Origin of the sequence: Sphingopyxis jiangsuensis (genome assembly GCF_016734905.1) — a bacterium.
Classification (GTDB): domain Bacteria; phylum Pseudomonadota; class Alphaproteobacteria; order Sphingomonadales; family Sphingomonadaceae; genus Sphingopyxis; species Sphingopyxis jiangsuensis.
The window spans coordinates 84512-96939 of sequence record NZ_JAERPO010000003.1 but is presented as its reverse complement, the minus strand read 5'-3'; the positions used below and the strand labels follow the sequence as shown (position 1 = coordinate 96939).

13 protein-coding genes are annotated in these 12428 nt (G+C 64.8%); 10 read left to right on the top strand and 3 right to left on the bottom strand.

The features are described 5' to 3' along the window. Window positions 1-567: 567 nt before the first annotated feature. The 9 genes from JI743_RS13415 to JI743_RS13375 all read left to right on the top strand — a co-directional run bounded on the left by JI743_RS13415 (window position 568) and on the right by JI743_RS13375 (window position 9083). Window positions 568-1797, top strand: a complete 1230-nt coding sequence (locus JI743_RS13415) for a hypothetical protein (RefSeq protein WP_201928855.1) — start codon at window positions 568-570, stop codon at window positions 1795-1797. A 104-nt stretch (window positions 1798-1901) separates the two neighbouring features. Beyond that, a complete protein-coding gene (locus tag JI743_RS13410) occupies window positions 1902-2303 on the top strand; it encodes a hypothetical protein (protein ID WP_201928854.1) in 402 nt (133 codons plus the stop codon). Between the two features lie 8 nt (window positions 2304-2311). Then, window positions 2312-2890, top strand: a complete 579-nt coding sequence (locus JI743_RS13405; RefSeq protein ID WP_201928853.1) for a DUF924 family protein — start codon at window positions 2312-2314, stop codon at window positions 2888-2890. A 39-nt stretch (window positions 2891-2929) separates the two neighbouring features. Beyond that, window positions 2930-3508 (top strand): pyridoxamine 5'-phosphate oxidase family protein, encoded by a 579-nt coding sequence (locus JI743_RS13400; RefSeq protein WP_201928852.1) that lies wholly within the window; start codon window positions 2930-2932, stop codon window positions 3506-3508. Next, the gene (locus JI743_RS13395) at window positions 3508-3720 is read left to right on the top strand and encodes a putative signal transducing protein (protein ID WP_201928851.1); all 213 of its coding nucleotides are present in this window, start codon (window positions 3508-3510) and stop codon (window positions 3718-3720) included. Before JI743_RS13400 ends, JI743_RS13395 begins: the two co-directional genes overlap by 1 nt. A gap of 130 nt (window positions 3721-3850) precedes the next feature. Further along, window positions 3851-4546: an endonuclease/exonuclease/phosphatase family protein gene (locus JI743_RS13390; RefSeq protein WP_201928850.1), complete on the top strand. Its 696-nt coding sequence runs from the start codon at window positions 3851-3853 to the stop codon at window positions 4544-4546. A 184-nt stretch (window positions 4547-4730) separates the two neighbouring features. Then, entirely contained in the window at window positions 4731-5069 is a 339-nt protein-coding gene (locus tag JI743_RS13385) for a P-II family nitrogen regulator (protein WP_033074080.1), read from the top strand. Window positions 5070-5086: 17 nt separating this feature from the next. Then, window positions 5087-6463 carry an ammonium transporter gene (locus tag JI743_RS13380; protein ID WP_201928849.1) on the top strand — a complete coding sequence of 459 codons (1377 nt, stop codon included), beginning with the start codon at window positions 5087-5089 and terminating at the stop codon, window positions 6461-6463. A gap of 253 nt (window positions 6464-6716) precedes the next feature. Beyond that, window positions 6717-9083: a TonB-dependent receptor gene (locus JI743_RS13375; RefSeq protein ID WP_201928848.1), complete on the top strand. Its 2367-nt coding sequence runs from the start codon at window positions 6717-6719 to the stop codon at window positions 9081-9083. 234 nt (window positions 9084-9317) lie between these two features. Here the strand turns inward: JI743_RS13375 and JI743_RS13370 are convergent, their stop codons facing one another. Together JI743_RS13370 and JI743_RS13365 are read right to left on the bottom strand one after the other, a co-directional pair. Next, entirely contained in the window at window positions 9318-9833 is a 516-nt protein-coding gene (locus JI743_RS13370) for a hypothetical protein (RefSeq protein ID WP_201928847.1), read from the bottom strand. Then, window positions 9830-10204 (bottom strand): VOC family protein, encoded by a 375-nt coding sequence (locus tag JI743_RS13365; RefSeq protein ID WP_201928846.1) that lies wholly within the window; start codon window positions 10202-10204, stop codon window positions 9830-9832. Before JI743_RS13365 ends, JI743_RS13370 begins: the two co-directional genes overlap by 4 nt. A gap of 94 nt (window positions 10205-10298) precedes the next feature. On the opposite strand from JI743_RS13365, the gene JI743_RS13360 reads away from it, so the two are divergent. Then, a complete protein-coding gene (locus JI743_RS13360) occupies window positions 10299-10829 on the top strand; it encodes a winged helix-turn-helix transcriptional regulator (RefSeq protein WP_201928845.1) in 531 nt (176 codons plus the stop codon). Here JI743_RS13360 and JI743_RS13355 read toward each other — a convergent pair. Beyond that, the gene (locus tag JI743_RS13355) at window positions 10826-12415 is read right to left on the bottom strand and encodes a GMC family oxidoreductase (RefSeq protein WP_201928844.1); all 1590 of its coding nucleotides are present in this window, start codon (window positions 12413-12415) and stop codon (window positions 10826-10828) included. The genes JI743_RS13360 and JI743_RS13355 overlap by 4 nt on opposite strands. Window positions 12416-12428: the final 13 nt, after the last annotated feature.

Genomic DNA, 12428 nt, shown 5'->3' with positions numbered 1-12428 from the left:
GACATGGCGATCGACGAAGGCATCGGCATCTGCGGCAAGGGCGGGCAAAGCGTCCCCGCGGGCGTCGGCCAGCCGACCTTGCTGGTCAGCGGGCTCACCGTCGGCGGCACCGCCTGACCCTAGGGTCAGGACCCATTAATTACGCGTTCGAGGCGTCGAAATGGCGAAGATATCGGGTCCGGGCGGGTGCAGCGGGTAGCATCGCTACCCGCAAGGCCGCACGGGCGCGAGATCGAAGCCATTTCGGCGTCCCTCCGGGATTTGACCGATTTTGTCCATTGCTTCGTCGGCAAGCCTAGAAATATCGACATATTCCGTCGCCTTGCCTCCTCGCACTGAACAAAATCGCTTCAAACCTCGTACGCGTAATTAATGGGTCCTGACCCTAGGCGGCGACGCAAAAATGCAGGTCTTTGTCGGCCTGTAGTGGGTATTCGTCGAATTTCCCTCCCCTTGTGACTGTCAGCACAGCTTGGCGACGCCGACGCCGGGCAAATAATGCTCGACAGCAGTTTTGAATCGGACAACATCCCGCACGGGAATTCCGTCCGACAAGGGAGGTTTTTCATGCGTTCGTCTTTTCGCTTTGTTTCGGTCGCGACGATTGCCGCGATGCTCGCCGCCGTTCCGGGTTCCGCACAGCGATCGACCGGTCCCAAGGAACGGTATGAAATGGATGTCGCGACGATGTCCGGCTTTGCGGCGATGACCGCTGGCGGCGGCAAGCCCGGAATGGGGAGCGCGCTCGGCATGATGTTCGGCGGCTCGCCAGAAAGCCGCGTCGCGCACACGCTCGAACTGCGGCTGGGTTCGAACCAGGCACCATCGAGCCCTCCGGTTAAAGCCGATCATTTCTTTCTTCCGCAAGCAAAGCTGGGGGCATCGGTGCCGCTCCTGCCCCACGAACCCGGCAAGCGCACCGAAACCGAATATGATGAAATCCCCAAGGACTTCGAACGTCCCAAGGGACGTTTGCTGTTGTTCTGGGGCTGCGGGGCGAAGGCCGGACCCGGCCAGCCGGTCGTCATTGACTTTTCGAAGATGGCGGCGGGCCAAATGCCGCCGAACCTCTTCACCTCGACCGTGCCGCGCGTTCGCGAAGTGATGGCGTCGAACAGCGCCTCCTACGCCGATTGGCCGAATCGGAAATCGTCAAAGCCGGTGCCCGCGGGCAGCTCGCTGCTCGGCGCGCACCGCGTCGCGAGCAATGTCGGCCCCGAGATTAATTTCACGCTGGCGCAGGATTATATGCCGGGGCTGAACGCGTCGACAACGCAGCAGGCGGACGGTTCGGTGATGATCCGCTGGAACCAGATTGCGCCTGCGACCGGCTATGTCGCGTGGGCGTTCGGCGGGATGGACCGCGGCGGCGGCAACGCCGACATGGTCTGGTGGACAAGCGCAAGCGCGCGCGAGTTCGGCGGCGGCCTGTGGGAATGGTTGCCTCCGGCGACCGTTGCGAACCTGGTCGCGAAGAAGATCGTGATGCCGCCCGCGCAGACAAGCTGCGAAATCCCGGCCGAGGCCAGGAAGGCGTCGGGCGAGATGATGTTCGGCAATCTCAACGCCTTCGGGCCAGAGGCCAATTTCTCCTACCCGCCCAAGCCCGCAGGCAATGCGGTGTGGAACATCGACTGGACGGCAAAGGTCCGGTTCCGTTCGCAGACGTCGCTGATGATCGGCGCCGATTTTGGCGGCATGGGCGGGTCGAGCCGCGGCGGAAGCGAAGCTCCCGCCGAGCCTGAAAAGAAAAAGAAGTGCAAGGGTCCGCTCGGCATTCCGCTTCCGACCTGTTGACCGGCAGCGGCGGCCTGACGGCAGCGGCGCGAGTCAGCCGCCGTTAACACCCGCTCTTCTAGGATGGCGACAGGGAGGCTATGTTGAAGCATAGGAGTCGAAACATGCGCCCATTGATCACTATCCTGCTGGCCGCTGCCGTGGCCGCGAGTCCCGCCGCCTTGGCGGCCAAAGAAAAGCTTACGCCCGAGGAAGAACTGGCAAAGCTGCTCGAAGGCCGTGTGGCGGGGGAACCGCAAAATTGCATCTCGCTCACCACGACGCAGAGTTCGCAGGTCATCGACAAGACCGCGATCGTCTATCGTTCGGGAGGGACGCTGTACGTCAACCGTCCGCGCAGCGGTGCCGACGCGCTCAATGACGACGATATCCTCGTCACCAAGCTGATCGGCAACCGGCTGTGCAGCATCGACACGGTGGAATTGCACGACCGTCAGGCCCATTTCTATCGCGGCTTTGTTTCGCTCGGCGAATTCGTCCCTTATCGGCGCCCCGCGTCCGAATAGTCGCGCGGATGAGCGATAGCATCGAACGGGAGATTCCCGCGCCGCCCGACGATTGGGCGGCGCGTTTGCTTTCCTTTTGGTTCGACGCGCACGGCATGGATGACTGGTACGGCGGCGGCGCGGACTTCGACCAGGCGGTCCGCGACCTTGCCGCCGACTGGCACGCGGCGCTGCGCTCGCTTCCCGCGGCGTCTTTCCTGACTGACCCTGAAACCGCGCTGGCCGCGACAATCCTCTTCGACCAGGTCCCGCGCAACATCTTTCGCGGATCGGCCGGAGCCTTTGCGACCGACAGCCTCGCGCGCGCGATCGCGCGCGGAATTGTCGAACGCGAATGGCATAAGGGCTGGGCCGACGACAGGCGGCAGTTCGCCTGCCTTCCTTTCCAGCATAGCGAAGACATTGGCGACCAGCGCGAATCGCTGCGCCTGTTCGCGCAGTTCGACGACCCGATGTTTCAGGATTATGCCAAGGCGCATTTCGACATCGTCGATCGCTTCGGCCGCTTCCCGCACCGCAACGCCGCGCTCGGCCGTTCGACACGGCCCGACGAACGGGCAGCGATAGAAGCGGGGAAGAATTGGTGATAGGGCCGGATCGTTAGGTTAGCCTGCGGAGTATCGATCATGGCCGAATTCACCGACACGCTGACCGCCAAGCATATCGCCTTCATCGAAAAGCAGCCGGTCTTCTTCACCGCGACCGCTGCGGCTGACGCGCGCATAAACCTGTCGCCCAAAGGCTATGGCGACTGTTTCAAGATATTGTCGGAAAATCAGGTCGCCTATCTCGACCTTGGCGGGTCGGGGAACGAGACGCACGCGCATCTCGCCGCCGACGGCCGGATCACCGTCATGTTCTGCGCCTTTGACCGCACCGCCCTGATCCTGCGCATCTATGGGCGCGGGCGCGCGGTGTTGCCGCAGGACGGCGAATGGGACGAACTCGCCGCGCGCTTCACCCTGCTGCCCGGGACCCGCCAGATTTTCGTCATCGACGTCGACAGCGTGCAGACGAGCTGCGGGTGGGGCGTGCCGATGATGGAGTTGCAGAACGAGCGCGAAACACTGCAAAAATATCACCGCCAGGCCGACCCGGCGGCGTGGGTCGAGAAGCTCCAGGGGCGGACGCGAAGCATCGACGGGCTGCCGACGCGCGCCACCGACCGCTATATCGCCGGTGAGCCGCAGGACGCCGAGGGCTGATGGCGCTCGTCGAACTGGTGCGGCTGCCCAATGGCGCCGAGGCCGAGCTGCTGCGCGGGCGCCTCGAAAGCGCCGGGGTGCATGCGGTATGTTTCGATGCGGGGATGAACATCGCCGAGAGCGTGGGGCTGATGATCCCGGTGCGCGTCATGGTGCTCGACGAGGATCTCGACGAGGCAAAGGCGCTGATGGCGGAGTTCGACATCGGGTGAATTCGCAACCTGCCCGCCTGTTCGTTCGTCCTGACCTTGTCGAAGGGCCGTCTTTGTTTTTGAACGGAGCAATGCAGCGGCTGCCCGGCAGGAGCTGCCCCCAAAGCAACAGGGTCCGTCGCATTCGATCATGGTAAAAGTCGCCAGTTACAATATGCGCAAGGCCATCGGGCTCGACCGCCGCCGCGATCCCGGGCGGGTGCTGTCGGTGCTGCGCGAACTCGACGCCGACATCATCGCATTGCAGGAAGCCGACCGCCGTTTCGGCACGCGTGCAAGCGCCATCCCCCCGCATATGTTCGACGAAAGCGACTATGTTCCCGTCGACCTGCTCGACGGGCGCCCCTATGCGATCGGCTGGCACGGCAACGCGCTGCTCGTACGGCGCGGTGCCGAGGTCGAGGAGAGTCATGCGCTCCACCTGCCGACGCTCGAGCCGCGCGGCGCCGTCGCCGCCACCGTGCGCATCGGCGACACCAGGCTGCGTGTCGTCGGGATGCACCTCGACATATCGGGGCTGCGCCGCCGCCATCAGGCGCGCGCCATCCTCGATCATGTCGCCGATGGCGAAGATCTGCCGACGGTGCTGATGGGCGACTGCAACGAGTGGCGCAGCCGCGGCGGCTGCCTCCACGATTTCGGCGAGCATCACGCGATGGTCGATACCGGCCACAGCTTTCACAGCCGCCGCCCGGTCGCGCGGCTCGACCGCATCTTTGCCTCGCGCCATCTCGAAGCCGTCGAGGCGGGGGTGCACAACAGCCCGCTCGCGGCGCGCGCGTCCGACCATCTGCCGATCTGGGCGAAGTTCAAGCCGACCGGATAGCCGCCGCCGATCGCCCTTGCATGCCTATAAAATAGGCATTCGCGCGTGCGCGCTGCCCATCGATTGAACGTTTGCATGCGTTCAGGGGCGCAAAACCGTCACAAAATGTTAACTTTCTGCCGTCCCGCGCAATCTGGCACGGCTGTTGCACTGCAACATTGTGCCATAAGCAGAAGGGGGCATCATGAAGCTGATCCTGGCTATCATCAAACCGTTCAAGCTCGACGAGGTGCGCGAGGCGCTGACCGGGCTGGGCATCGCCGGCATGACCGTGACCGAGGTCAAGGGTTTCGGCCGGCAAAAGGGACAGACCGAAATTTACCGCGGCGCCGAATATGCGACCAATATGGTGCCGAAGGTGAAGATCGAGCTCGTCTGCGACGACGCCCTCGCGGCGCGCGTTGTCGAAACACTCCAGCAAAGCGCCGGCACCGGTTCGATCGGTGACGGCAAGATTTTCGTGCTCGACGTGGGTCAGGCCGTGCGCATCCGCACCGGCGAGACCGGCGAAGCGGCGCTGTAACGATGAAGGGGGAAGCAATGAAATTCGCTAGCAAGATGGCGGCGGGCGCCGGGGCCACGGGCCTTGCGCTGTTCGCCGCGCTGCCCGCCTGGGCGCAGGAAGCCACCGAGGCGGTGGCCGAGGTCGCCGAGGAAACGGCGGCCGCGGTCGTCGACAAGGGCGACACCGCATGGATGATCACCGCGACCGTGCTCGTCATGGCAATGATCGTCCCCGGCCTCGCGCTCTTTTACGGCGGCCTTGTCCGCACCAAGAATATGGCGTCGGTGCTCACGCAGATCATCGCGGTCGCCAGCCTCGCGATGATCATGTGGGTGATGTTCGGCTACAGTCTCGCCTTTGGCGGCGATGCCAACCAGTTCATCTCGGCAGGCAAGCTTTTCCTTGCCGGGGTCACCGCCGATTCGACCGTCGCGACCTTCTCCGAGGGTTTCGAGATCCCCGAATTCGTCTTCATCGCCTTCCAGATGACCTTCTCGGCGATCACCGTCGCGCTCGTGCTCGGCGGGCTTGTCGAGCGCATGAAATTTTCGGCGGTGATGGTCTTCGCGATCATCTGGCTGACGCTCGTCTATTATCCGATCGCGCACATGGTCTGGTACGCCGGCGCCGACTCCGCGACGACCGGTCTCATCTTCGACTGGGGCGCGCTCGATTTCGCAGGCGGCACCGTCGTCCACATCAACGCGGGTGTCGCGGCGCTCGTCGGCTGCATGATCATCGGCAAGCGCAATGGCTATCAGAAGGAAATCATGGCGCCGCACTCGCTGACCATGACGCTGATCGGCACCGGCCTCCTCTGGGTGGGCTGGTTCGGCTTCAACGCCGGTTCGGCTCTCGAAGCCAATGGTTCGGCCGGCCTTGCGCTGATCAACACCTTCACCGCGACCGCCGCCGGCGTCCTTTTCTGGATGCTCGCCGAGCGCATGCTCGGTCACAAGGGCTCGCTGCTCGGGGCCTGCTCGGGCGCGATCGCCGGTCTTGTCGCGGTCACGCCGGCCGCGGGCAACTCGGGTCCGTTCGGCGCGATCCTGCTCGGCGCGATCGCGGGCATGGTCTGCTGCTGGTTCGTCATGAAGGTGAAGCCCAAGCTCGGCTTCGACGATTCGCTCGACGTGTTCGGCATCCACGGCCTCGGCGGCCTGATCGGCTCGGTGCTGACGGCGGTGACGATGTTGGCGGCGCTCGGCGGTCCGGCCGGTGACGATTACGCCCTCGGCACCCAGCTGTGGATCCAGATCAAGTCGGTCGTTGTCGCGGTCCTCTGGTCGGGCATCGGTTCGGCGATCGCTTTCTACATCGCCAAGATGGTGACCGGCGGGCGCGTCTCGGACGAAGTCGAGCGCGAAGGCCTCGACCTCGGCGAGCATGGGGAGCGCGCCTACAACTACTGATTGCACGAGACAGGACACCCGCCGCCGCACTCTCTCTCCTCTTTCAAAGGCGAGCGGCGGGGTCCTCCCCAGGTTCCTCCTGCGAACCACTGGCCGGGACTGACGTCCCGGCCATTTTTTTCGACTGTGGCCGCGAAGCAACATGCTGCGACCTTTTTTCGTCTCAACCGCAACGACCGTTGCGAAATGCCGCCCGCAAGCGCACTCCTAAGCATGACCGGGCACAGACCCGGCAATTTGGAGGAGGATTATGATGCACGCACGTTCTACGATGCTGGCCGGACTGTCGCTTTTTGCCCTGACAATCGCCACACCCGCCGCCGCACAGGACGCCCCTGCAGACCGATATGACGGCAATGCCATCGTCGTGACCGCGACGAAGCGCGATGCCAGCATCCAGGACATTCCCTTTTCGATCAACGCGCAAACGGCTGAGGACATCCAGAAGTCGGGCGCCGTGACGCTCGAGGACCTGTCGCGCAATGTCGCGGGCCTGTCGGTCCAGAACCTCGGCCCGGGCCAGAGCCAGGTATCGGTGCGCGGCGTATCGGCGGGGCAGGTCGTCCGCGACCAGCCCGGCGTCAAGGAACAGGTCGGCGTCTATCTCGACGAAAGCGTGATCTCGCTATCGCTTTTCACGCCCGACATCGACCTCTACGACCTCAACCGCGTCGAAACGCTGCGCGGTCCGCAGGGGACGTTGTTCGGTTCGGGTTCGGTCGGCGGAACGATCCGCTACATCACCAACCAGCCAAAAATCGGGGTTACGGAAGGCAGCGTCGAGGCGAACCTCAACCTCGTCGACGGCGACGACATCGGCGGCCATCTGAAAGGCGCAGTGAACGTCCCGATGGGCGACACGGCGGCGCTGCGCGCGGTCGGATATTACACGCGCTATGGCGGCTTCATCAACGCGATCGGCCCGGCGGGCGGCGACGATGTCAACAGCGGCGAGCGCTATGGCGGGCGCCTTGCGCTGACCTTCGAACCCTCCGACAATTTCTCGATCACCCCGCGCATCGTCTATCAGAAGGTCAAGGCCGACGGGTTCAACCGGCAGGAGATCTACAATCTCTATGCCAACCCGTTCACGACGACGCGTCCCGCGGTGACGTTCGACGAACGCCAGCAATATCTGCTGCTGCGCGAGGCGTTCGAGGACGAGACGCTGATCGCCGATCTCAACATCAATATCGGCCTCGGCGGCGCGTCGCTGACCTCGGTCACCAGCTATATCAACCGCGACATCCTCGTCAGCCGTGATGCCAGCGCGCTCACCGGGTCGGTGTCGGTCGACCTCGGCTTCCCCGACGCAGGCGTGCTGCTGCCGTCGAACCTTGTCGATACCACCGACCTGGAAGTCTGGACGCAGGAGGTCCGGTTGGCCTCGGACAATGACAGTCGCTTCCAATGGGTCGTCGGCGGATTCTATTCGACGATCGACCGAGTCTATATGCAGCGGCTGCCGACCCCCGGCTATGACGCGGTGACGGACGCGACGCTCGGTGCGGGCACCTCGGCGGGCGCGGCGAACGGGTTCGGACCCAATTCGCCGTACAACGCCGACCTGCCCTATGACATCAAGCAGTTCGCGATTTTCGGCGAGGTCAGCTATGATATCACCGACGCCTTCACCGCGACGGCTGGCGGACGCTATTACGACTTCAAGGAAACGCGCAGTTTCGTTTCGGGCGGCCTGTTCTCGAACGGCGACAACCGCACCGACAGCACCAAGTCCGACGGTTTCACACCGCGATTCCTGCTCTCCTATGACGTCAGCGACAATGTGTCCGTCAACGCGCAGGCGTCAAAGGGCTTCCGTCTCGGCGGCGTCAACGATCCGCTCAACCTGCCGCTTTGCTCGCCGACCGATGCGGCGCTCTTCGGCGGCTTCCAGGATTATGACGACGAGACGCTGTGGAACTATGAGCTTGGCGTGAAGTCGCAGGGGCGCGGCTTCACCTTCAACGCCGCTGGCTTCTACAACGATATCCGCAATCTGCAGGTCACGCTCGATGCGGGCACCTGTTCGTCGCGTATCGTGTTCAACGTCGACAAGGCGCATTCGATGGGGCTCGAATTCGAGCTCGGGTTGAACCCCGCACAGGGGCTCAGCTTTGACCTGTCCGGAAGCATCATCGAGGCCGAATTCGACACGACGCTTCCTGGCGCGCTGACGGCCGCGACCGGCATCCGCGACGGCAACCGCCTGCCTTCGGTCCCCAAATTCCAGCTGTCGGCTTCGGGCAGCTATGAATGGCCGATCGGTGACCGCGCGAGCGCCTATGTCGCGGCGTCGTTCCAGCATGTCGGGACGCGCTACACACAGCCTGCCGACCAGGAAAACAACCCGCGCACCTTCACGCACGGGCTGCCGTTCGGCGGCGCACCGGCGAACGCCGCGACGACGGTCGACCTTGAGCTGCCCGACTATCAGCTGGTCAACCTCAGCGCGGGCGTCGACTTTGACAGCGGGCTGTCGTTGATCGTCTATGTCAACAATGTGTTCGACGAAAATGCACTGCTGTCGTTCGACCGCGAACGCGGCGGGCGGGCGCGCCTCGGCTACAGCGTCGGGCAGCCACGAACCTTTGGCATCACGGCACGCAAGACCTTCTGATCGGGGGGCAAAGGGCCGGTCGCTTCACGCGCCGGCCCTTTTTTTGTGCATTGCTGCGCTGCACAACATTTAGGCTGCCGTGCCGCAAGTTTAGGCCTTTTCATCATGACATTAATATGGCATTCAGTCTGTCAAGAGTTTCAGGAGGGGAGAGCCTGAAAGGCTGGGCCGGGACGAAAGTTCCGGCCCTCTTTTTTTGCCCATTCCGCGAGCGGCTCCCGGAAATGCCGAAATTCAGGGATTCTTGCGATAGCGCAGCGTCGCAAAAACGCGCCAACTGCCGTCGTGTTGCAGCACCGAATCGGTAACCGTCAGCCCATCGTCGGAGTGCAGCATATAGGTCGAGCGGCCGATCTCGACGTCCGCGCTTCCCCAATGGGTCGACAGACCCTCCGGCGTCAGAATTCCCGTAACCGGCCGCATCTGTCCACGACTGTCGGACCAGCGACCGCGCACGCGTCCCTTCGCATCGATGCGATAATCGGCGTGCGCCGAATAGGCGATGGCGGGCTCGCGCTCGACGACAAGGCGGTAGGCGAGCGCCATGCCGCCGTCGTCGGCTGGACCAATGGCGAGTGTCGCGCGCGCTGGTCGGCCGAAGGCGATGCCTTCGCCTTCCCAATTCCCGCGAAACGCCGCGAGCGTCGGCGCTTCGGCGACGGCGGCGGTTGCGGTTGCGGTTGCGGTTGCGGGCATCGATGGCTGGTGCGACGCGAGCACAAGAAGCCAGGCGGCCAGCGATGGGGTCATGCAGACTGTTCCGATTGCGAAAACATGAAGCAGTTGCCGTCGGGGTCATAGAAGGTGACGAGCTTCACCAGCCCCTCGATATGGCGAATTTCGCCATCCTGTCGCACGCCCTCGGCATCGAGATGCGCCTTGGCCGCGTCGATGTCGGCGACTTCGAACACATTGGTCGCGCCGCCGCCCTGCGCAACATTTTCGACCTCGCTGAGGCCGATGTTGACCCCCTTCATTGGCGTGGCGAGCTCGCACCAGCCGATCTCGTCGACGCGATAGAGCAATGTGCAGTGCATCACGCGTTCGTACCAGGCGATCGATGCGGCCATGTCGGTGACGCCCATCGAGCAGGTCAGTTCCGATCCGATTTCGACTGTCATAATCTCTGTCCCTCCAGACTCGGTCGCGCGCGACCGTCGATCCGGCTTGCGCATTAAGTCCGTTTTGTATAGTTACTTGCAAATGCCGTCAAGCATGTCCGATCCGCTGCTCGCCCAGCTGTCCGCGCACCGCTGGCTCGTGCCCTTGCTCGCCGATCTCGCCGCGCATCGCGGCGCGCGCTTTGTCGAGCTCGTCCACCGCCTCGACCTGTCGCGCGACAGCCTGACGCGCACGCTCGCCGCCGCGGCGGCGCTGGGCTGGATCGCGCGCAACCCGGGTCACGGCCACCCGCTGCGTCCCGAATATATATTGACCGAGGCCGGCACCGCGGCCGCCGCGCGCGCGGCGACGATTGCGAAAGCGCAGGCTGCGCTCGGCCTGCCCCCCGGCGCGACGACGCGCTGGGGCCTGCCGCTGGTCGCGGGGATTGCGGCGGGACACGACCGGTTCAACGCGCTCGCGCGGCTGCTCCCGCCCGCAAGCCCGCGCGCGCTGTCGCAGGGGCTCAAGGCGCTCGGGACGCACCGGCTGGTGACGCGCGAACTGCTCGACCTTCGTCCGCCCGCCACGCGCTATGCGCTGACCGCGAGCGGACGGACGCTGGCGGAATCCTGCGCGCCCTAGGCGGCTAGCGCGGCCCTGACAAAAGCGGCGGCGCGTTCGCCGATCATGATGCTCGGCGCATTGGTGTTCCCCGACACCAGCCGCGGCATGATGCTGGCGTCGGCGACCCACAGCCCCTCGATGCCGTTGAGCTTCAGCGTCGGGTCGACCACCGCATCGGCGTCGCTGCCCATGCGGCAGGTGCCGACCGGGTGATAGACGGTGTCGGCGCGGCTGCGGATCAGCGCGTCGAGCGCGGCGTCGTCCGACAGGTCGACGGGATAGCGGTCGCGTCCGGCATAGTCGGAAAGCGGCGGCGCATCGACGATCCGGTGCATCATCCGTACCCCTGCGCGCAAGGTCGCGATGTCGCGGTCGTCGGTCAAAAAGCCGGGGTCGATCGCGGGCGCCGCCGCCGCGTCGGGCGACGCAAGGCGCACCGTGCCCCGGCTTTCGGGGCGCAGCACGCAGGCGTGGCACGAAAAGCCGTGCCCCTTCACCTTGGTGCGGCCATGATCCTCAAGCATCGCGGGGACGAAATGATATTGGATGTCGGGTGCGGGCAGGTCGGGCCGCGATTTCCAGAAGCCGCCCGCTTCGGCGAAACAGGTCGTCATGATCCCGCTGCGCCGGGTGCGATGTTCGAATATGGCTTTCAGCATCCGCCACGTTCCGCCCAGGCTGTCGCCGAAGGGGTCGGCCGAGCGCGTCTCCCAGCTCGACACATAGTCGATATGGTCCTGAAGATTGTCGCCGACGCCCGCGCGGTCGAGGGCGACGTCGACACCCTGCTCGCGAAGGTGCGCCGCGGGCCCGATCCCCGACAGCATCAATATCTGCGGACTGCCGAATGCCCCCGCCGACAGCACGACGCCGCCGCGCGCGCGCAGCGTCTCGCGCCTGCGCCCGCGCCGGATGACGACCCCCACCGCGCGCCCATGCTCGATCAGGATTTTCTCGACCAGCGCGCCGGTGCGAATGTCGAAATTCGCGCGCCCGCGCAGCGGCTCGACATAGGCGCGCGCCGCCGACCAGCGCTCGCCGCCCTTCTGCGTCACCTGATAGAGGCCGAACCCTTCATTGTCGGCGCGGTTGAAGTCGTCGGTGCGCGGCAGTTGCAGCGCGGTCGCGCTTTCGACGAAGCGCTTGCTCGTCACATTGGGCCAACGCTGGTCCATGACATTGAGCGGCCCGTCGCCGCCATGCCATTCGTCGGCGCCGCGCTCATTGCCCTCGCTGCGCTTGAACCAGGGCAGCACATCGGCATAGCTCCACCCCGTCGCGCCGAGCGCCGCCCACTGGTCGTAATCGAAGGCGTGCCCGCGGATATAGACCATAGCGTTGATCGCGCTCGACCCGCCCAGCCCGCGTCCGCGCGGCTGGTATCCGATCCGGCCACCCAGCCCCGTTTGCGGCACTGTGTCGTATCGGTAGTTCGACGATTTGGGGATGAAGGGCATCAGCCCCGGCGTCTTGACGCGCACCCGATCGTTCGACCCGCCCGCCTCGACCAGACACACCGTCCGCGACCCGTCTTCGGCAAGCCGCCCCGCCGCCGCGCTCCCCGCACTGCCGCCGCCGATGACGATGATGTCGAACTGATCCATGAAGCCGCTCCCC

Excerpts from the sequence above, each read along its gene's own strand:
- JI743_RS13415 (WP_201928855.1), top strand. The coding sequence starts at position 568 with ATGCGTTCGTCTTTTCGCTTTGTTTCGGTCGCGACGATTGCCGCGATG.
- JI743_RS13410 (WP_201928854.1), top strand. The coding sequence starts at position 1,902 with ATGCGCCCATTGATCACTATCCTGCTGGCCGCTGCCGTGGCCGCGAGT.
- JI743_RS13405 (WP_201928853.1), top strand. The coding sequence starts at position 2,312 with ATGAGCGATAGCATCGAACGGGAGATTCCCGCGCCGCCCGACGATTGG.
- JI743_RS13400 (WP_201928852.1), top strand. The coding sequence starts at position 2,930 with ATGGCCGAATTCACCGACACGCTGACCGCCAAGCATATCGCCTTCATC.
- JI743_RS13395 (WP_201928851.1), top strand. The coding sequence starts at position 3,508 with ATGGCGCTCGTCGAACTGGTGCGGCTGCCCAATGGCGCCGAGGCCGAG.
- JI743_RS13390 (WP_201928850.1), top strand. The coding sequence starts at position 3,851 with ATGGTAAAAGTCGCCAGTTACAATATGCGCAAGGCCATCGGGCTCGAC.
- JI743_RS13385 (WP_033074080.1), top strand. The coding sequence starts at position 4,731 with ATGAAGCTGATCCTGGCTATCATCAAACCGTTCAAGCTCGACGAGGTG.
- JI743_RS13380 (WP_201928849.1), top strand. The coding sequence starts at position 5,087 with ATGAAATTCGCTAGCAAGATGGCGGCGGGCGCCGGGGCCACGGGCCTT.
- JI743_RS13375 (WP_201928848.1), top strand. The coding sequence starts at position 6,717 with ATGCACGCACGTTCTACGATGCTGGCCGGACTGTCGCTTTTTGCCCTG.
- JI743_RS13370 (WP_201928847.1), bottom strand. The coding sequence starts at position 9,833 with ATGACCCCATCGCTGGCCGCCTGGCTTCTTGTGCTCGCGTCGCACCAG.
- JI743_RS13365 (WP_201928846.1), bottom strand. The coding sequence starts at position 10,204 with ATGACAGTCGAAATCGGATCGGAACTGACCTGCTCGATGGGCGTCACC.
- JI743_RS13360 (WP_201928845.1), top strand. The coding sequence starts at position 10,299 with ATGTCCGATCCGCTGCTCGCCCAGCTGTCCGCGCACCGCTGGCTCGTG.
- JI743_RS13355 (WP_201928844.1), bottom strand. The coding sequence starts at position 12,415 with ATGGATCAGTTCGACATCATCGTCATCGGCGGCGGCAGTGCGGGGAGC.